General features: G+C 67.5%; 19 protein-coding genes. 14 read left to right on the plus strand and 5 right to left on the minus strand.

The genetic code is table 11. The features are described 5' to 3' along the window. Positions 1-184: 184 nt before the first annotated feature. From H0X90_RS00485 to H0X90_RS00495, 3 genes are all read right to left on the minus strand, one after another. Positions 185-697: a DUF4262 domain-containing protein gene (locus tag H0X90_RS00485; protein ID WP_102898725.1), complete on the minus strand. Its 513-nt coding sequence runs from the start codon at positions 695-697 to the stop codon at positions 185-187. A gap of 122 nt (positions 698-819) precedes the next feature. Beyond that, a complete protein-coding gene (locus tag H0X90_RS00490; protein WP_034203892.1) occupies positions 820-2673 on the minus strand; it encodes an ABC transporter ATP-binding protein in 1854 nt (617 codons plus the stop codon). Positions 2674-2766: 93 nt separating this feature from the next. After that, positions 2767-3786 carry a S9 family peptidase gene (locus H0X90_RS00495; RefSeq protein ID WP_059721477.1) on the minus strand — a complete coding sequence of 340 codons (1020 nt, stop codon included), beginning with the start codon at positions 3784-3786 and terminating at the stop codon, positions 2767-2769. 148 nt (positions 3787-3934) lie between these two features. Between H0X90_RS00495 and H0X90_RS00500 the strand changes: the two genes are divergently transcribed. The 7 genes from H0X90_RS00500 (at position 3935) to H0X90_RS00530 (ending at position 8857) form a co-directional block, all read left to right on the plus strand. Continuing rightward, on the plus strand, positions 3935-4531 hold the full coding sequence (locus H0X90_RS00500; RefSeq protein WP_006490952.1) for a TetR/AcrR family transcriptional regulator: 597 nt from the start codon (positions 3935-3937) through the stop codon (positions 4529-4531). Positions 4532-4657: 126 nt separating this feature from the next. Beyond that, positions 4658-5224, plus strand: coding sequence for a TetR/AcrR family transcriptional regulator (locus H0X90_RS00505; protein ID WP_006490955.1), 567 nt, complete (start codon positions 4658-4660; stop codon positions 5222-5224). A gap of 222 nt (positions 5225-5446) precedes the next feature. Next, entirely contained in the window at positions 5447-5872 is a 426-nt protein-coding gene (locus H0X90_RS00510) for an organic hydroperoxide resistance protein (RefSeq protein ID WP_006481042.1), read from the plus strand. Between the two features lie 57 nt (positions 5873-5929). After that, entirely contained in the window at positions 5930-6964 is a 1035-nt protein-coding gene (locus H0X90_RS00515; RefSeq protein WP_060213299.1) for an alpha/beta hydrolase, read from the plus strand. A gap of 255 nt (positions 6965-7219) precedes the next feature. After that, positions 7220-7591, plus strand: coding sequence for a CidA/LrgA family protein (locus H0X90_RS00520; protein WP_006497900.1), 372 nt, complete (start codon positions 7220-7222; stop codon positions 7589-7591). Further along, on the plus strand, positions 7588-8322 hold the full coding sequence (locus H0X90_RS00525) for an LrgB family protein (protein WP_077190536.1): 735 nt from the start codon (positions 7588-7590) through the stop codon (positions 8320-8322). Before H0X90_RS00520 ends, H0X90_RS00525 begins: the two co-directional genes overlap by 4 nt. 229 nt (positions 8323-8551) lie before the next feature. Then, the gene (locus tag H0X90_RS00530) at positions 8552-8857 is read left to right on the plus strand and encodes a hypothetical protein (RefSeq protein ID WP_048988500.1); all 306 of its coding nucleotides are present in this window, start codon (positions 8552-8554) and stop codon (positions 8855-8857) included. A gap of 105 nt (positions 8858-8962) precedes the next feature. Here H0X90_RS00530 and wrbA read toward each other — a convergent pair whose 3' ends face one another. Then, positions 8963-9565, minus strand: coding sequence for an NAD(P)H:quinone oxidoreductase (gene wrbA / locus H0X90_RS00535; protein WP_006490964.1), 603 nt, complete (start codon positions 9563-9565; stop codon positions 8963-8965). A 61-nt stretch (positions 9566-9626) separates the two neighbouring features. Next, positions 9627-10352: a pirin family protein gene (locus tag H0X90_RS00540; protein ID WP_006490939.1), complete on the minus strand. Its 726-nt coding sequence runs from the start codon at positions 10350-10352 to the stop codon at positions 9627-9629. Between the two features lie 126 nt (positions 10353-10478). Here H0X90_RS00540 and H0X90_RS00545 point away from each other — a divergent pair, with 126 nt between their 5' ends. The 7 genes from H0X90_RS00545 (at position 10479) to H0X90_RS00575 (ending at position 18428) form a co-directional block, all read left to right on the plus strand. Then, positions 10479-11396: a LysR family transcriptional regulator gene (locus H0X90_RS00545; RefSeq protein ID WP_077190538.1), complete on the plus strand. Its 918-nt coding sequence runs from the start codon at positions 10479-10481 to the stop codon at positions 11394-11396. 90 nt (positions 11397-11486) lie between these two features. Continuing rightward, a complete protein-coding gene (locus H0X90_RS00550; RefSeq protein WP_077190540.1) occupies positions 11487-12611 on the plus strand; it encodes a Fic family protein in 1125 nt (374 codons plus the stop codon). A 232-nt stretch (positions 12612-12843) separates the two neighbouring features. After that, the gene (locus tag H0X90_RS00555; RefSeq protein ID WP_006490947.1) at positions 12844-13041 is read left to right on the plus strand and encodes a DUF3311 domain-containing protein; all 198 of its coding nucleotides are present in this window, start codon (positions 12844-12846) and stop codon (positions 13039-13041) included. Positions 13042-13123: 82 nt separating this feature from the next. Then, positions 13124-14518, plus strand: a complete 1395-nt coding sequence (locus H0X90_RS00560) for a sodium:solute symporter (protein WP_006490932.1) — start codon at positions 13124-13126, stop codon at positions 14516-14518. Positions 14519-14539: 21 nt separating this feature from the next. After that, the gene (locus H0X90_RS00565) at positions 14540-16207 is read left to right on the plus strand and encodes an amidohydrolase (RefSeq protein ID WP_077190542.1); all 1668 of its coding nucleotides are present in this window, start codon (positions 14540-14542) and stop codon (positions 16205-16207) included. After that, positions 16204-17226, plus strand: a complete 1023-nt coding sequence (locus tag H0X90_RS00570) for a GTP-binding protein (protein ID WP_077190618.1) — start codon at positions 16204-16206, stop codon at positions 17224-17226. Before H0X90_RS00565 ends, H0X90_RS00570 begins: the two co-directional genes overlap by 4 nt. A gap of 131 nt (positions 17227-17357) precedes the next feature. Further along, positions 17358-18428 carry a lysozyme inhibitor LprI family protein gene (locus tag H0X90_RS00575; RefSeq protein ID WP_077176603.1) on the plus strand — a complete coding sequence of 357 codons (1071 nt, stop codon included), beginning with the start codon at positions 17358-17360 and terminating at the stop codon, positions 18426-18428. Positions 18429-18436 lie beyond the last annotated feature (8 nt).

Genomic DNA, 18436 nt, shown 5'->3' on the forward strand with positions numbered 1-18436 from the left:
TCCCCCGTTGGTCGATTGGTCTGACGAATCGGTGAACGATACGGACGGCGCATCGTCAAGGGAACCAATAAATTGTCGGATCGTTATGAGGCGGCGCGGCGATGGGTGCGTGCGCAACGGATTGACGAGCGGCGCGCGGAGGGCTCGTGCATCGCGGCCGTGCGGTGCGATCCGGCGCCGCGGGTCAGTGGCGCTCGTCGCCCGATGCGAACAGGCGCGGCTGCGCCGCGTTCAATGCATCGTCCGCTTCCGGTTGCCACGGAAAAATCCCGTTGCGGTCGGGCCACAGCAACTGGACGCACGGGAACGCGTCGTTGCCGTAGAACCAGCGGTTCCAGCCGAGATGGGCTTCGTAATGCGCTGGCTCGACCGGCATCAGCAGCGCGTTCGCGTTGCCGTAGACGGCGGACGTGACTTCCCCGACCGGCGGCGGCGTGCCGGCCGCGACTTTTCGGTAGACGCCCCACAGCACGTCATGGACGAGGCGCGCCGGCAGAGAGAACACGATGATTTCCGGAAAGCCGTGGTTGACCCACAGCCCGGTCGTGAACGAGAAGCCCGGTTGGTCGTCTTCCGCGAACACTTCCGTGCGGAACCACCCGTGCTGGCGGATTTGATGCACGAAGCGCTGCTCGTCTTCGTCGAGCACCGAATCGGGCGCGTCGAGCGCAGTGGCGATATCCGGCCGTGTGTTCACGGAGTTTCCTTGATTCCGGGTCGGGCGGCGGCAAGCAGCGATGGCGTCCTGCCGGCGGGTAGGCGATCGCGGTGAAGCCCACCCGCGATCGCCGTGCCGCCATGTTGCCACAGCGGTTCCGGCTACTGCTCGACGCTTTCCGCTTCCGCCGTCTCCCCGAGGAACCCGCCGCTCTGGTGCGCCCACAGCGCGGCGTAAATGCCACCCGCCTGCAGCAACTGCTGGTGCGTGCCTTCCTCGACGATGCGCCCTTCGTCGAGCACGATCAGCCGGTCCATCGCGGCGATCGTCGACAGCCGGTGCGCGATCGCGATCACCGTCTTGCCGCTCATCAGGCTGTCGAGGCTGCGCTGGATCGCGACTTCGACCTCGGAATCGAGCGCGCTGGTCGCTTCGTCGAGCACGAGGATCGGCGCGTCCTTGAGCATCACGCGCGCGATCGCGACGCGTTGCCGCTGGCCGCCCGACAGCTTCACGCCGCGCTCGCCGACCTCGACGTCGTAGCCGCTGCGGCCGTGGCGGTCGCGCAGCCGGTCGATGAACTCGGACGCTTCCGCGCGCACGGCCGCGTCCCGCATCTCGCGCTCGGTCGCGTCGGGGCGGCCGTACAGCAGGTTCTCGCGCATCGTCCGGTGCAGCAGCGACGTATCCTGCGTGACCATCCCGATCGCGCCGCGCAGGCTGTCCTGCGTCACGTGCGCGATGTCCTGCCCGTCGATCCGGATCGCGCCGCCGCCGACGTCGTAGAAACGCAGCAGCAGGTTCACGAGCGTCGACTTGCCGGCGCCCGAGCGGCCGATCAGGCCGATGCGCTCGCCCGGCCGGATCGTCAGGTTCAGCCCGTCGAATACCGCGCGATCGTTGTCCTCGTGCGCGAACTGCACGTTGTCGAACACGATTTCGCCGCGCTGCACCACGAGCGGCTTCGCATCGGGCGCGTCGACCACGCTGCGCACCTTCGTCAGCGTGTTGATGCCGTCCTGGATCGTGCCGACGTTCTCGAACAGCTCGGTCATTTCCCACATGATCCAGTGCGAATAGCTCGACAGGCGCAGCGCCATCGCGATCACGGCCGCGACCACGCCCGCGCTCGCCTCGCCGTGCATCCACAGCACGAGGGCGAGGCCGGCCGAGCCGATCAGCAGCAGCGTCGACAGCAGGTGGTTGACGATCTCGAACGCGCTGACGAGCCGCATCTGCGCGTCGCCGGTCGCCTTGAACGCTTCCATCGCGCGCCGCGCGTGGTCGGCTTCGCGCCGCGTATGCGAGAACAGCTTCACGGTCGTGATGTTCGAATACGCGTCGGTGATGCGGCCCGTCATCAGCGCGCGCGCGTCGGCCTGCCGGCTGCCGACCGCACCGAGACGCGGCACGAAATACGCGCACGCCGCGCCGTAGCCGAGCGCCCACAGCGCGAGCGGAATCATCAGCCGCCAGTCGAAGCTGGCGGCGAGCACGAGGATGCCGATCAGGTAGGCGGTGACGCCGATCACGACGTCGACCGACATGAACAGCGCGTCGCGCACCGCGAGCGCGGTCTGCATGATCTTGGTCGTCACGCGGCCCGCGAACTCGTTCGCATAGAACGACAGGCTCTGGTCGAGCATCAGCCGGTGAAACAGCCAGCGCAACCGCATCGGAAAGTTGATCGCGAGCACCTGGTGCTTGACCATCGTGTGCAGTGCGATCAACAGCGCGCTGCCGGCGAGGATCGCCGCGAAGCCCGCGAGCGCGCCGAAGTGGCGACCGCCGAATTCGGCCGGCGTCGACGACGACAACCAGTCGACCACGTGCCCCATCATCGCGAACAGCGCGGCTTCGTACGCGGCCAGCGCGGCCGACGTCAGCGCGATCAGCAGGAGCCAGCCGCGCGCGCCTTTCGTGCACGCCCAGACGAACGAGAAGAATCCCTTCGGCGGCGTGACGGGATCTTCGAGCGGGAAAGTCGGCAGGCGCCGTTCAAACCACGAATACATTGAAAACCTCTCCTTGATGCGATCGCGCGAGCGGGCGCGACCGATATTGCCTGATGCCTGTTCCATGTGCGGCGGCGCGCGCGGCGCACGCGTTCACTGCGACCGGATCCACGCCTCGATCGGACCGAGCGTGTCCGGTGCGTACGCGTGGCGCCCGAGCGCCATGTACAGCCACGTCTTCCATTTCGGCCAGTCGGACTCGAGCTGATAGTCGAACCAGCGGCCGCGCAGCAACGCATGCGTCGCGCCCGGCACCACGACGACGCGCCGGTCGGGCCGGTTCCCGAAGGCGTGCGCATAGGCATTCGCCTCGTCGGCCGGATCGACGTTGCGGTCCAGTGCGCCCCACACGGCCAGCACCGGCCCTTGCATCGTCGCCAGCGCCTGCGATGCGTCTTCCAGGTAGTTGAGCGCGATGAAACCGAAGCGGCGCGGCTCGATGTCCGGGCGCCGGGCCGGATCGGCCGGCGCGTCCGCCCGGCCGAAGATGGCGTCGTTCTCGCGTCGCTCGGCGGCCAGTGTCGCATCGATTCGATCCGGCTGCAGGCCCGTTGCCGCGAGTTGCTGGCGCGTCAGGTAGGTGCCTTGGCGGCGCCAGTTGACGGCGCCGCCGACGATCACCGAGAACGCGGGCCGCACCGCATTCGCCACGCGCGGAATCACCCAGCCGCCCTGCGAGAAGCCGAGCAGGCCGATCTTGTGCGCGGGGCCGGCCGCGGCGCGCACGCGCGCCATCGCGGCGACCGTTTCGTTCGCGCGGTCCTGCATCGATTGCGCGAGCCAGTCGCCGCTGCTGCGGCCGGTGCCCTGCTTGTCCCACGCGAATACGCCGATGCCGGCGTCGAGCAGGCTGTTGACGAGCGGCAGCATCGCGTCGTCCGCGAAGCGCGTGCGCGGCCCGTCGCCGTGCACGAGCAGCGCGATCGGCGCGTCGGGGGCGTGCGCCGGCAGCGCAAGCGTGCCGACGAGGTGGGCGTCGCCCGCATGGAATGTCAGCGTCGACACGGTCGCGCCCTTCAGCTCGAAGTCGGACAGGCCGCGCAGCGCAAGCGCGCCCGCCGCGACGCAAGCGAACGCGACGAGCGCGATACCGACGATGACGATGCGTTTCATGGGCCCTCTGATTGTTCGTGTGAGCGGATGTCGTGAGCGACGCATGCGAAGCGCACGCTGTCTTGACGGTTCCGAGATCTCGCAGAGATAATAGATCGACTGATCAGTCTAATAAATATTTGAGCCATCGTCGAGCACGGAGTTCCCGTTGAGAAAGATCGATCCTGAAAGAGTGGAAGCGAAGCGGCGCCAGATCCTGGATGCCGCGATCGACTGTTTTGCGCGCGACGGCTTCCATGCGACGTCCACGGCCGCGATCTGCAAGGCGGCGGGGATGAGCCCGGGCAACCTGTTTCACTATTTCCCGACCAAGGCGGCGATCATCGAGGCGATCGCGCAGGACGACCAGCGCGAGATGGCCGAGCTGTTCGCGAAGCATGCGGACGCCGACGATGCGCTGGCCGCGATCGAGGAGATCGCACTGACGTTGATGGAACTGTCGAGCGATCCCGTCTATGCGCGCATCTGCGTCGAGACCGCGGCGGAGGCGACGCGCAATCCCGACGTCGCCGCGTTGTTCGCGGCGAACGAGGCGCAGGTGAAGGGGCGCATGGTCGCGCTGATCAAGCGCGGTGTCGCGCAAGGGCGGATCGACGGGAGCCTGAAGCCGGATCTCGTCGCGACCTGGCTACTCGCGCTGGCGGAAGGGGCGGTCGGGCGCGTCGTGTTCGAGCCGGGATTCAAGCCGCGCGCGCATCGCGCGATGCTGCGGACGATCATTCGGCGGATGTTGAAGCCGCAGTGAGCGGAAGGGCGCGGCCCGGGCCCGATTTGCGCGGGACACGGCCCACCGGCAGCCATCGACACGCATTCCGCCAGGGCCGTAAAAAAGTGCTTGACTATCTATCTATGAGTAGATAAAGTTCGACCCATGGAAACGAAACCGACCGTCCGCGAACAGATTCTCGACCACGCGATCACGCTGATGATGCAGCGCGGTTACAACGGCTTCAGCTATCGAGACCTGTCCGACCTGGTGGGCGTGAAGACGTCGAGCATCCACTACTACTTCCCGTCGAAGGACGATCTCGTGCTGGAAGCGGTGGCGGCTTATAGCGACGAAGTCCTCGCGGCCATGCGGGCGATCGATCCGGCGTTGCCGGCCGACGTGAAGCTGAGCCTGTACACGAAGATGTTCGGCCGCACGCTCGGCGACGGCCACCTGATCTGCCTGTGCGGGATGCTCGCGGCCGACATCGAGACGTTGCCGGACAACGTGCGGCAGGCCGTGCAGGCGTTCTTCAGCGCCAACGAGCGCTGGCTCGCGGAATTGCTGGCGCAAGGCGCGAAGGAAGGCACGCTGCAGTTCAGCGGCGAGCCCGACACGGCGGCGCGCACGTTGTACGCGGCGTTCCAGGGCAGCGTGCTGGCCAGCCGGCTGTTTCACACGCGGGCGCGTCTCGAGGATGTCGAGGCCGTCTGGAAAACGCGGTCCTGACGGACGGCGCCAGCAGTCAGGCGGTTCGCCGCCTTTTATTGGATCTCGTTATCTATCATGTAGTAGATAGATGGCTGGCGCAGATGGATCGACCATCTGCATTTTTTGGGGATATTTGTCTATCTATGAGTAGATAAATAACGCGATGTCGGCGAGAACCCGCCGGCACGCGGTCCCCGGTTCGAAGGCTGTTTCATTCATTTGCTGAAAAAGGAGTCTGTCATGTCGATCGAAAAAGTGCTGTACCGCGCCCATGCAAAAGCCACCGGCGGCCGTGACGGCCGTGCGACGGTGCCCGAAAGCGGGCTCGACCTGAAGCTGACCACGCCGCGCGAACTCGGCGGCGCGGGCGGGGCGGGCGCGAACCCCGAGCAACTGTTCGCCGCCGGCTATAGCGCGTGCTTCATCGGCGCGATGAAGTTCGTCGCGGCGCGCGACAAGATCGCGATCCCCGCGGACGCGGCGATCGAGGGCAGCGTCGGCATCGGCGCGATCCCGAACGGGTTCGGCATCGAAGTCGAACTGAAGATCTCGCTGCCCGGCCTCGATCGCGATATCGCGCAAACGCTGATCGACCGCGCGCACGTCGTCTGCCCGTACTCGAACGCGACGCGCGGCAACATCGACGTCACGCTCACGCTCGTCTAATCGATCGCAGTACAGAACATTCATCGCCATTCGAAGCATCAACCAAGGAGTCGCACCATGAAGATCGTCAAGCCGCTGCTGATCGCCGCCGCCGTTGCAGCCGCGCTGTCCACCGCACCTGCCGCGTTCGCCGCGGGCGCCGACGCCGTCCGTCCCGATACGAAGACGAGCGCGTTCCTCGCCGCGCTGAACGGCCAGAAGGGCCCGGGCCTCGAAACGCTGAGCCCCGCGAAGGCACGCCAGGTGCTGGTCGACGCGCAAAACGGCGTGAAGGTCGATCTGTCCGGCATCGACGTGTCGAACCGCACGATCGAGCAGGACGGCCTGTCGGTGCCGGTCACGATCGTGCGCCCGCAAGGCGTGACGGGTACGCCGCCGGTATTCGTGTTCATCCACGGTGGCGGCTGGGTGCTCGGCGATTTCCCGACGCACGAGCGGCTCGTGCGCGATCTCGTCGTGCAGTCGGGCGCCGTCGCGGTGTTCGTGAACTACACGCCGTCGCCGGAAGCGCGTTACCCGGTCGCGATCAACCAGGCGTATGCGGCGACCAAGTGGGTGGCCGCGCACGGCGCGGAGATCGGCGTCGACGGCAGCCGCCTCGCGGTGGTCGGCAACAGCGTCGGCGGGAACATGTCGGCTGTCGTCGCGCTGATGGCGAAGGACAAGGGCGGTCCCGCGATCCGCTTCCAGGGGCTGATGTGGCCGGTCACGGACCACGACTTCAACACCGGTTCGTACAACGCGTATCAGCAGGGCCACTTCCTGACGCGGCCGATGATGAAGTGGTTCTGGGACGCCTATACGAAGAACGAAGCGCAACGCAACGAGATCTATGCGTCGCCGCTGCACGCGAGCATCGCGCAGTTGAAGGGCCTGCCGCCCGCGCTGATCCAGGTCGCGCAGTTCGACGTGCTGCGTGACGAAGGCGAAGCGTACGGCCGCAAGCTCGACGCGGCTGGCGTGGAGGCGACGACCACGCGCTACGACGGCACGATCCACGATTTCGGCTTGCTGAACGCGCTGGCCGACGATGCGCCGACGAAGGCCGCGACGAAGGCGATGGCCAACGAAATCGCGACGCGGTTGAAGTAACGCGACCGGTGGTCGTTCGAACCTGAACGGCGGGACGGCGGGCATCTGCCCGCCGTTTTTCCGTATGTGGACGTTTCATCGCTGCCCGCAGCGTGTCGCGCGCAACGGTGGAATGGCGATCGCGAAATCGGGCGACCGCGAAGGCCCGCGCCGCCGTCATTGTTGGTACGATCGCGCGTATCGTTCACGCCGGCGTCGCACGCCGCCGGCTCACCGGCCGCACGGTCGCGCGGCCACGTTCGGGAGAAGCGGTTCATGTTGCAGGCGTTCGCGGTCTTGCTGATCTTCCAGTGTCTCGGGGAAGGCGCGTCCTATCTGTTCGGCCTGCCGGTGCCGGGCCCGGTGATCGGCATGCTGTTGCTGTTCGGCTTCGTGATGCTGCGCCCGCAGGTGGCCGATGCGATCGAGCCGACCGCGCTCGAGCTGCTGCGTCACCTGTCGCTGCTGTTCGTGCCGGCCGGCGTCGGCATCATGGTGTCGGCCGACCGCGTGCGCGGCGACGCGGTCGCGGTCGTCGTCGCGCTGGCCGTCAGCACCACGCTCGCGATCGCGGTGACGGCGCTCGTCACGCGCGCGCTGCTGCGGCGCCAGCGCCGCGCGGGCGACACCGCGGAGGGCGCGCAATGACGGCCTTCCCGAAGCTCGGCGCGATCTGGGTCTATCTCGCCGCGAGCCCGCTGCTCGGCCTGACGATCGCGCTGGTCGCGTATCTGTTCGCGCAGGCCGTCTATGCGCGGGCACGTTTCAATCCGCTGGCGAATCCGGTGCTGATCGCGGTCGCGGTGATCGTCGTGCTGCTGACGCTCACGCATACGCCGTATCCGACGTATTTCGAAGGCGCGCAGTTCGTCCACTTCCTGCTCGGCCCGGCGACCGTCGCGCTCGCGCTGCCGCTGTACCGCCAGTGGTCGAAGCTGCGGCGTACCGCGCTGCCGCTGCTCGTCGGCCTGCTCGCGGGCTCGCTCACCGCGATCGTGTCGGCGGTCGGCATCGCCGCGCTGTTCGGGGCGTCGCACCAGACGATCGCGTCGCTCGCGCCGAAATCGGCGACGACACCGATCGCGATGGCCGTCGCCGCCGAGATCGGCGGCATTCCGTCGCTCACGGCCGTGCTGGTGATCTCCACCGGGATCTTCGGCGCGGTGTGCGCACGCGGGATTCTCAATCTGCTGCGGATCGACGAGCCGGCCGTGCGCGGTTTCGCACTCGGCGTCGCGTCGCACGGGATCGGCACCGCGCGCGCGTTCCAGGTCAGCGAGGAAGCCGGCGCGTTCGCGGGGCTCGGGATGGGCTTGAACGGCGTGCTGACGGCATTCGTCGTGCCGATCCTGCTGCCGGTGCTGTCGCGCTGGATCTGAGGGCGCCGGCCGGCCGCGGGGTATCGGTTTCCCTGATGGCGCGCACGACAGGCCGAAAGGACGGCGCATACGGCGCGCATGTATCGTAGGCGTTATCAGGAGAATTCAGGAATCCGCGGGGACATTTGCGTAGCGATCGGCTAACGTTGCATCGGCGCCGTTTGTCGCAAGCCGTCGCGTGCGCGCCGGTGTCCGACCCACATTCAACAATCGACAAGGAGATCCGGCCATGAAGCAGTCTCGCGTGGTTTCGGTGGCAGTAGCAGTAGCGGCGTCGTTCGGTCTGTCGTTGACCGCCGCGCCGGCGGCCTATGCGCAGGACCCGGCGTCCGCGCCGGCGCAGAAGCAGCTCGACAAGGCGCAGAAGAAAGCGGCGCGCAAGGCGGCCCGCGCGCGGCACGCGTCGGACCTGAAGGCGATCGGCACCGGCAGCGGTTACCGGCTGACCAACGACCAGAGCAACTATCCGCAGAACGCCGTGCAGCAGGCGCCCGCGACGAAGGCGGCGCCGGCCGTGCCGGCTTCGGGCCAGTAACGGCTGAACGCGTTGCACAGGACGAACGGCGCCGGTCGAACCGGCGCCGTTCGTTCATCTGCGAACTGCAGCGCGACGGAAAGGGGGGGCCGCGAGGCCGCCGCGTTACGACGCGAGCTTGTTCGCGAGTTCCGCCACGTGCTTGCCCTGGTAGCGCGCGATGTCGAGCTCGTTCGCGCTCGGCTGGCGGCTGCCGTCCGCACCGGCGAGCGTGGTCGCGCCGTACGGCGTGCCGCCGGTGATTTCGTTCATGTTGACGAGGCCGCTGCACGCATACGGCACGCCCACGATCACCATCCCGTGATGCAGCAGCGTCGTATGGAACGACGTGATCGTCGTTTCCTGGCCGCCGTGCTGCGTGCCGGTCGACGCGAACACGCTGCCGATCTTGCCGACGAGCGCGCCTTTCATCCACAGGCCGCCGGTCTGGTCGAGGAACGTGCGCATCTGGCCGGCCATGTTGCCGAAGCGGGTCGGCGTGCCGAAGATGATCGCATCGTAGTCGGCGAGTTCGTCCACCGTGGCGACCGGCGCGGCCTGGTCGACCTTCACGCCGATCGCGCGGGCCTGGTCGACGGGGATCGTTTCCGGCACGCGCTTGAGCGTGACCTCGACGCCGGGCACCGATTTCGCGCCCTCCACGATGTGCTGCGCCATCGTTTCGACGTGCCCGTAGGACGAGTAGTAAAGAACGAGAACCTTGGCCATGTTGCGAATCTCCGATTAAAAGGGCCCCGCACTCAGCGGGGCCCGGTTTCCCGAACGGGCGTCACGCCCATTCGGCCGTCACTTCGACCGGACGCAGGTCGAACACCAGCACTTCGGCATCCTTGCCGTCGGCGATCGTCAGCGCCTGTTCGCCGCGGATGCGCGCGCCGTCGCCTTCGCCGAGCGTCACGCCGTTGACCGTCACGCTGCCGCGTGCCACGTGCACGTAAGCAAAACGGCTCGGATCCAGTTCCAGCGTAGTGCTTTCGTCGCCATCGAACAGGCCCGCGTAAATCCGGGTGTCCTGCCGGATCTTCAGCGAACCGGCGTCACCGTTCGGCGATACCACGAGCGCGAGCTTGCCGCGCTTGTCGTCGGCCGCGACATTCGTCTGCTGATAACGCGGCTCGGCACCCTTTTCGGCCGGCCCGACCCAGATCTGCAGGAAGTGGACCGGCGCGTCCGGCGAGTGGTTGAACTCGCTGTGGCGCACGCCCGTGCCCGCGCTCATCAGTTGCACGTCGCCCGGCACGATCACCGAACCGGTGCCCATCGAGTCCTTGTGTTCGAGCGCGCCGTCCAGCACGTACGACAGGATTTCCATGTCGCGGTGCGGGTGCGTGCCGAAGCCGCGGCCCGGAGCGACCCGGTCGTCGTTGATCACGAGCAGGTCGGAGAAGCCGACTTGCTTCGGATCGTAGTAATTCGCGAACGAAAACGTATGACGGGAACTGAGCCAGCCATGCTCCGCACGGCCACGTTGGTTTGCTGCACGGATTTCGATCATGATTTTTTCCTTAAGTCGCCGGACCTCGGAAGTGGGCCCGGCCGTTCGTTGAGATGAATCTTAGGTCAATCGATTTGACAAATAAATCGCCGTGAAGATAATGACTGTCGCTATGGAGTGGACAATATGGAACTCAACGACCTGAGGATCTTCGTCGCGACCGTCGATGCGGGCAGCTTCACGGCGGCGGCCGACCAGCTGATGCTGTCCAAGCAGTTCGTCAGCCGGCGCACGATGGCGCTGGAGGCGTCGCTCGGCGTGCGGCTGCTGCACCGGAATACGCGCAATCTCGCGGTGACCGAATCGGGGCAGGAGTTTTACGTGCGCGCGCAGCGCATCCTCGCGGAGATCGCCGACGCCGAGCAGGCGATGTCGGTACGCAGCACCGAGCTGCATGGTTCGCTGAAGATCAGCGCGCCGCTGTCGTTCGGGATCACGCACGTGTCGCCGCTGATCGCCGAATTCCTGTCCGCGCACCCGGCCGTGCGGCTGAACCTCGATCTGACCGATCGGCGCGTCGACCTGATCGGCGAGGGCTTCGACCTCGTGCTGCGGATCGGCTCGCTCGAGGATTCGACGCTGATCGCGCGTCCGCTGGGTGCATGGCGGATGATCGCGTGCGCGAGCCCCGCGTACCGGAAGCGGCACGGCACGCCGCAGACGCCGGCCGATCTCGCTGGCCACACGTGCGTGCTGTACGGGCGCGAGCGGCGGGTCGGCTGGGAATTCCGCGTCGACGGCGCGGTGCGGACGTTCGACGTGCAGGGGCCGCTCGTCGCGAACAACGGCGAAGTGGTGCGCGATGCGGCGATCGCGGGGCTCGGCATCGCGCTGCTGCCGCACTTCATCGTCGGCGCGGCGCTCGACAGCGGTGCGCTCGTGCCGGTGCTCGACGCCTACGTGCCGCCGCCCATCACGCTCAATGCGGTGTTTCCGCAGCATCGGGAAGGGTTCGTCACGTTGCGCACGTTCATCGGCTTTCTCGCGGAGCGGCTCGCGGAGCCGGCGCCGACGGGGGCGAGCGGGGCAGGCCGGGTACGGTAGCGGGCCGCGTTGCGGTGAATAGGGTGATTAATCACCGCAAAATATGCGGAGATTGTTGAGTCATGCGGCGAATGCGCGGATAATCTCCGCATGATGAGCGGAGATTACACCTTTATCTGGGAATCGGCCGACTGGCCGGCATGGCGCTTCGACCTCGCGGCCCTCGCCACGCCGCTCGCCGATGTCAGCCGTGCGCAAGGCATGCTGGCCGGGCGACTGGCGGATGTCGGGCTGGCGCTGCGCGACGAGGCGAGCCTGGCCGCGCTGACGGATGACGTCGTCAAGACCAGCGCGATCGAGGGCGAGAACCTGAATGTCGCCTCGGTCCGGTCGTCGATCGCGCGCCGGCTCGGCGTCGACATCGGCGCGCTGGCGCCGGTCGATCGCCACGTCGAAGGCGTCGTCGACATGGTGCTGGATGCGACGATCCACTCGGCCGCGCCGGTCACCGAGGCGCGGCTGTTCGGATGGCATGCCGCGCTGTTCCCGACCGGCTATTCGGGGCTGTCGCGGATCACGGTCGGCGGCTGGCGCTCGGACGCGAGCGGGCCGATGCAGGTGGTTTCCGGGCCGATCGGCCGGCAGCGCGTGCATTTCGAGGCGCCGCCGGCCGCGCGGTTGACGCACGAGATCGGGCGCTTTCTCGCGTGGCTCAATGCGCCGCCGGCCGAGCCGTTGCTGATCCGGGCCGGGCTCGCCCATCTGTGGTTCGTCACGCTCCACCCGTTCGACGACGGCAACGGTCGTATCGCGCGTGCGCTCGGCGATCTGGTCCTGGCGCGCGCCGATCGGAGTCCGCAGCGTTTCTACAGCCTGTCCGCGCAGATCCAGCGCGAGCGCAATGCGTATTACGACGTGCTGGAGCGTACCCAGCGCGGCTCGCTCGACGTCACCGAGTGGCTCGCGTGGTTTCTGAATACGCTGGGCCGGGCCATCGATCACGCGCACACGACGCTCGACGCGGTGCTGATCAAGGCGCGTTTCTGGCAGCGATACGCCGGCGTCGCGATGAACGAACGCCAGATCAAGGTCATGAATCGCGTGCTCGACGGCTTCGAAGGGAAGCTGACGACCACCAAGTGGGCCGCCCTCGCGAAATGTTCGCAAGACACGGCGCTGCGCGACATCACGGAGCTCGTCGAGCGCGGCATGCTGCGTCGCTCGTCGTCCGGCGGCCGGAGCACGAGCTACGAACGGGTGCCGTTCGACGGCTGACGTCGTCGCGGCGGCTCGCACCGGCCGAGGTGGCCTGCCGTGGCGGTGTGCCGCCGATCGCTCCCGCGCCGCGCCGGCGGCCCGCCGCTGGCCCAAGCGATTGCCCGCGTCTGGCACTATCGCGCGCCTTTTTGTCTTCGAATACTGGGTTCGCCGCCGGATGTCGCGCAGGCGCCGCCTGCCGCGTCCGCGCACCGGCTTTCCGTACGAACCCGCATTCGAGGAGACACGCATGCTCAGGTATCTGATCGGCATCGGTATTCCGTATCTCGGCGTGATGGGCGTGCTGCCGTGGGTGGCCGCGCAGGATCGCTACGTGCTGGGCGTGCCGTTCATCTTCATGTGGATCTTCGCGTGGTTCGTGCTGACGTCCGGCTGCCTGTTCGCATGCTGGATGCTGTTCGACCGCCGCGCGGGCGGCGCAGCGTAGCGCTCGTCGTGTCGCGGTCCGCCGGCCGCTCCCCGCGTTTTCCGGCGAACCCCGTGCTTTCCGTCCTTTCGCAGAGGTGCGCATGTCAACGGTCGTCTTCGCCGCGCTGATCGCGCTGTCGCTCTATCTCGCCGTTCGATCCGGCCGCGGCCGCGGCCAGCAGAGCGTGCATGACTTCTTCGTCGCGTCGCGCCAGTTCGGCACGGCGCTCGTGTTCTTCCTGACCGCCGGCGAGATCTACAGCATCGGCACGATGGTCGGCTTCCCCGGCGGCATCTACGCGAAAGGCCCGACCTACGGCGTGTGGTTCCTCGGCTACATCCTGCTGGCCTACCCGATCGGGTATTTCGTCGGCCCGAAGATCTGGGAGGCCGGCAAGCGCCACAACGCGATCACGCTGCCCGATCTGTTCAAGGGCCATTATCGCAGCCGCGGGCTCGAACTAGTGGTTGCGTGCGCATCGATCCTGTTCCTGATTCCGTGGGGGCAACTGCAGTTCACGGGGCTCGTCGCGGCGCTCAAGGGGCTCGGCTGGCACGTCGAGCCGCTGTACCTGATCCTCGTGTGCGCGGCGCTGGCTTTCACGTACATCGCGATTTCCGGCGTGCGCGCGTCGGCCTATATCGCGATCCTGAAGGACATCCTGATGCTGCTCGCGATCGTCGTGACGGGCATCGCCGTCGCGTGGCAGGTCGGCGGCGTGCATCCGGTGTTCGACGCCGCGAGCCGGCAGGTCAGCAACACGATGAGCGGCTCGCAGTTGCGCTTCTCGATGAGCACGATGCTGTTCCAGTCGCTCGGTTTCTACCTGATGCCGTTCGCCGCGCAGAATTTCTTCACCGCGCGCGGGCCGAACGCGATCCGGCGCACGCAGGTCGTGATGCCGCTGTACATGCTGATGTATCCGTTCCTCGTGATCGCGTCGTACTACGCGATCACCGCGAACCTGACGCTCGCGTCGCCGAACGACGCGTTCTTCGCGGCCGTCACGCACCTGTTGCCCGGCTGGCTGATCGGCCTCGTCGCGGCCGGCGCCGCGCTGTCGGGATTGCTGGTGCTGGCCGGCATCTGCCTCGCGATCGGGCCGATCGTCACGCGCAACCTGATGCCGAACCTGCCCGAGTCGCGCCAGAAGCGCGCGGCGAAATACGTGATCGTCGGTTACCTGCTGCTGTCGATCGCGACCACGCTGCTCACGCCGAACCTGATGCTCACGCTGATCAACACCACGTACTACGGCGTCACGCAGTTCCTGCCGGGCGTGCTGATCCTGCTCGCGCGGCGCCAGGTGCGGCCGGTCGCGGTGGGCGCCGGGATGATCTGCGGCCAGGTGCTCGCGATGGTGTTCTACGTGTTCCATGTCGATTTCGGCGGCATCAACCTCGGGCTCGTGTGTCTCGTCGTCAACGTGCTCGTCGTCGTGGCCGTGCATGCGATGCTGCATGGCCGCCCCGTCAAGCAATACGCCGTATCCTGACACAAAGGAGAAACGCGCCCCATGCACGCATCCGCAACTTCGGCCGCGCCCGTGACGATCTTCACGGCGCGCCGCATCCTGACGATGAACCCGGCGCAGCCGTCGGCCACGCACGTCGCCGTGCGCGACGGTCGCATTCTCGCGGTCGGCGACGCCGCCGACGCGGCTGCATGGCCCACGCGCTTCGGCGCCTGCGCGGCGGACGACACGCTGCGCGACAAGGTGCTGATGCCGGGGCTCGTCGAAGGGCACTGTCATTTGATGGAAGGCGCGATGTGGGACGCCGTGTACGTCGGCTACTACGACCGGCGCGGCCCCGACGGCACGCTGTGGCCGGGCCTGCGCTCGCTCGACGCGGTGCTCGACCGGCTCATGGAAGCCGAACGCGCGATCACCGACGACGGTCCGCTGCTCGCATGGGGTTTCGATCCGATCTTCTTCGGTACCGCGCGGCTGACGGTGCGCGAACTCGATCGCGTGTCGGCGGCACGGCCGATCGCGATCCTGCATGCGAGCGTGCACCTGATGAACGTGAACGGCGCGATGCTCGTGCGTGCGGGCATCGACGAGGATACCGACATCGATGGCGTGTCGCGCGACGCCGACGGTCGCCCGACCGGCGAGCTGCAGGAGTTCGCGGCGATGCTGCCGGTGTATCAGACGATCGGCGGCAAGCTCGCGATTTCCGCGAGCGAGAAGCCGCACGCGGTCTGGAATTTCGGGCGCGTCGCGCAGCTCGCGGGCGTGACGACGGCCACGGATCTCGTCAACGACCTGTCGCCCGACGGCAATCGCACGCTGCACGAGGTGACCGCCGATCCCGACTACCCGGTGCGGATCGTGCCGGCGTTCGCGCCGCAGCGCAATCCGGCGCGCTCCGTCGACAGCGTGCTCGCGGAGATCGAACGCAATACCGACAAGCTGCATGTCGGGCCGGTGAAGTTCATCGTCGACGGCTCGATCCAGGGCTTCACCGCGCGCGTGCGCTGGCCCGGCTACGCGGGCGGGCAACCGAACGGGCTGTGGCTGATCCCGCCCGCGCAACTCGTCGACGTGTTCGAGCCGTTTCATCGCGCCGGGCTGCAACTGCACGTGCACACCAACGGCGACGAGGCGACCGACGTCGTGCTCGATGCGATGACGACGCTGCTCGCCCGCCATCCGCGCCCCGACCATCGCCATACGCTGCAGCATTGCCAGATGGCGGACGCCGCGCAGCTCAAGCGCGTGCGCGCACTCGGGATGTGCGTGAACTTCTTCGCGAATCACCTGTACTACTGGGGCGACGCGCACTACAGCCAGACCATCGGCCCCGATCGCGCGAACCGGATGGACGCGGCCGGCTCCGCGCGGCGGCTCGGCATTCCGTTCGCGCTGCACTCGGATGCGCCGATCACGCCGCTGAACCCGCTGTTCACCGCGTGGTGCGCGGTGCAGCGCGAGACGGCGTCCGGGCGCGTGCTCGGCGAAGGCGAACGGCTGTCGGTGGACGACGCGCTGCATGCGATCACGCTCGGCGCGGCTTATACGTTGCGGATGGATCATCTCGTCGGCAGCATCGAGGTCGGCAAGTTCGCGGATTTCGCGGTGCTCGACGACGATCCGTCGGTGTGTGCGCCCGCCCGCCTCAAGGAACTCGCGGTGTGGGGCACCGTGCTCGGCGGACGCGTGTTCCGGTCGCCGCGATGAATGCGCACGCCGATGCAGCCGGGGCGACTGCACGTACGCCGATCGACCTCGCGGTGATCGGCGGTTATCTCGGCGCGGGCAAGACGACGGTCGTCAACGCGATCCTGCAGGCGCCGCACGGCCGGCGCATCGCGGTGCTCGTCAACGATTTCGGTGCGGTGAACATCGACGCGCGTCTCGTGCGAGCCCGCGGCGACGACGTGATCGAACTCGACAACGGCTGCATCTGCTGCACGATCGGCGGCGCGCTCGTCGATGCGCTGACGCGCGTCGCGACGCGCGACGTGCGGCCCGACCTGCTGCTCGTCGAAGCGAGCGGCGTGGCGGATCCCGCGAAGATCGCACAGATCGGACTGCTGAACGGTGCGTTCCGGCTGACGTCGGTGCTCGTCGTCGCCGACGCGCTCGCGTGGCGCGACACGCTGGCCGACCCGCTGGTCGGCGCGATGGCGCAGCGCCAGCTCGACGGCGCGGGCGCGATCGTCGTGACCAAGCTCGATCTCGTGGCGCCCGAGCGGCGCGATGCGGTGCTCGACGACGTGCGCGCCCATGCGTCGACCGACATCGTCGTTGCGGCACGACATGGCGAGATTCCGCTCGCGTTGCTGTTCGATGGGGTCGTGCCGGATCGTCGCGCGACGACCGACCTCGCGCGTTCGCACCGGGCGATCGGGCATCACGCGATGCCGGCGTTCGCGAGTCTCACCGTCACCGTGCGGGCCGTGCTCGACAAGGCGCGGCTGCGCGCATGGCTGAAGGCGTTGCCACGCACGATCCTGCGTGCGAAGGGCATCGTGCGCGTGGCCGATGCAGACGGGGCGATCGCCACGCGCGTGTGTCAGGTCGCCGCGCGGCGCATCCGGTTTTCATCGCTGGAAGACGAAGGCTTGACCGCGCGCGACGGCGTGATGGTGTTCATCGGGTTCATCGACCCCGCGACGGAAGCGGCGTTGCGCGACGGCATCGCGCACTGCGGCGTGGCTGACGAAGCGGTTGCGACGGCATCGAACGTCGATTGATCGGCGTCGCGCATTCGGGTTACGCTTCGGCGGGGCGGCCGCATGCGCTGCATGCCGGGCCGGGTGTTTTTACCTCGAATGTCGCGCACCGGTAGCTTCTACGGGCGCGCGACCCAGCGACGATCAAGCCGATGACCATCCACAACCGATCGAATGTGCGCGGGCAAGTCGCGATTCCCGCATGTGAAACGCAGCGTCCGCACTGGCCATTCGCCGCGGCGGCCGCGCTGCTGATGCTGCTGCCGGTCGCCGCGCATGCGGCCGGCTTCGACTGCGCGAAGGCCGCGTCGCCCACCGAGAAGACGATCTGCGCGAACCCCGCGCTGTCGAAGCTCGACGGCGAGCTGTCGACGGCGTGGAAGCGGGCGCTCGCGCAGGGCGGCGATACGGCCGCGCTGAAGCAGGCGCAATTGAAGTGGCTCAAGCAGCGCGACCAGTGCGGCGGCGATGCGCCGTGCCTGCGCGACCGTTATCGCGAACGGCTTGCGAGCCTGAACGGCACGCCGCTCGCGGCCGATCGCTGGCAGCAGACGTGGTATCTCGACAGCGACAACCCATCGTTCGGCGGTGTGCTGACGTTCACCGGCACGGCGCCGCGCCTGCATTTCGCGTTGAGCGCCAACAACGGCGCGCACGATGGCGGGCTCGACGGCGACATCGTGCTGCACGGCGACAGCGGCACCTATCGCCGGGACAAGTGCCGGCTCGATTTCGACCGGAAGGGCGGACGCATCCGCGTCACGCAGCAGGGTGCCGATATCGATTGCGGCGCAGGCATGGGCGTCATGTACGCAGGCGACTACGTGACCGCCGCGCAGTCGCAGTCAAAGCCGCCGGCCGACCTGCTGAGCCTCAAGGTCGTCGCCGACGCACAGCAGAACGCGACCGCGCACAAGCTGCTCGGCGCCGACTATCAGACGCTCGTCGACGTGGTCAATCTCAGCGCGGACGAAAAGGATCTCGACGGCCTCAACGCACAGGTGACGTCGTACTGGGTGCGCGGCATCGCGACGACGAACGCGGCGATCGTGATGCGCCGCGGCACCGATCTGTGGATCGGGCTGCTGGTGTTCGATGCGAAGAACAACGTCCGGATGCGTTATTACTCGAACGTGCCGGCGTGGAAGAAAACCGTGCCGAAGACGATCAACGCGTGGCACGACCGTCTCGACAAGACACTGCCGATCGACGTGATGCAGTAAGCAGGCGC

Source organism: Burkholderia sp. 9775_39 (genome assembly GCF_015712225.1).
GTDB classification, from domain to species: domain Bacteria; phylum Pseudomonadota; class Gammaproteobacteria; order Burkholderiales; family Burkholderiaceae; genus Burkholderia; species Burkholderia cenocepacia.

Bases quoted from the DNA above. Each gene is read 5' to 3' on its own strand.
- H0X90_RS00530 (WP_048988500.1), top strand. From the start codon at position 8,552: ATGAAGCAGTCTCGCGTGGTTTCGGTGGCAGTAGCAGTAGCGGCGTCG.
- H0X90_RS00525 (WP_077190536.1), top strand. From the start codon at position 7,588: ATGACGGCCTTCCCGAAGCTCGGCGCGATCTGGGTCTATCTCGCCGCG.
- H0X90_RS00495 (WP_059721477.1), bottom strand. From the start codon at position 3,786: ATGAAACGCATCGTCATCGTCGGTATCGCGCTCGTCGCGTTCGCTTGC.
- H0X90_RS00540 (WP_006490939.1), bottom strand. From the start codon at position 10,352: ATGATCGAAATCCGTGCAGCAAACCAACGTGGCCGTGCGGAGCATGGC.
- H0X90_RS00570 (WP_077190618.1), top strand. From the start codon at position 16,204: ATGAATGCGCACGCCGATGCAGCCGGGGCGACTGCACGTACGCCGATC.
- H0X90_RS00510 (WP_006481042.1), top strand. From the start codon at position 5,447: ATGTCGATCGAAAAAGTGCTGTACCGCGCCCATGCAAAAGCCACCGGC.
- H0X90_RS00515 (WP_060213299.1), top strand. From the start codon at position 5,930: ATGAAGATCGTCAAGCCGCTGCTGATCGCCGCCGCCGTTGCAGCCGCG.
- H0X90_RS00520 (WP_006497900.1), top strand. From the start codon at position 7,220: ATGTTGCAGGCGTTCGCGGTCTTGCTGATCTTCCAGTGTCTCGGGGAA.
- H0X90_RS00545 (WP_077190538.1), top strand. From the start codon at position 10,479: ATGGAACTCAACGACCTGAGGATCTTCGTCGCGACCGTCGATGCGGGC.
- wrbA (WP_006490964.1), bottom strand. From the start codon at position 9,565: ATGGCCAAGGTTCTCGTTCTTTACTACTCGTCCTACGGGCACGTCGAA.
- H0X90_RS00505 (WP_006490955.1), top strand. From the start codon at position 4,658: ATGGAAACGAAACCGACCGTCCGCGAACAGATTCTCGACCACGCGATC.
- H0X90_RS00575 (WP_077176603.1), top strand. From the start codon at position 17,358: ATGACCATCCACAACCGATCGAATGTGCGCGGGCAAGTCGCGATTCCC.
- H0X90_RS00490 (WP_034203892.1), bottom strand. From the start codon at position 2,673: ATGTATTCGTGGTTTGAACGGCGCCTGCCGACTTTCCCGCTCGAAGAT.
- H0X90_RS00550 (WP_077190540.1), top strand. From the start codon at position 11,487: ATGATGAGCGGAGATTACACCTTTATCTGGGAATCGGCCGACTGGCCG.
- H0X90_RS00555 (WP_006490947.1), top strand. From the start codon at position 12,844: ATGCTCAGGTATCTGATCGGCATCGGTATTCCGTATCTCGGCGTGATG.
- H0X90_RS00560 (WP_006490932.1), top strand. From the start codon at position 13,124: ATGTCAACGGTCGTCTTCGCCGCGCTGATCGCGCTGTCGCTCTATCTC.
- H0X90_RS00565 (WP_077190542.1), top strand. From the start codon at position 14,540: ATGCACGCATCCGCAACTTCGGCCGCGCCCGTGACGATCTTCACGGCG.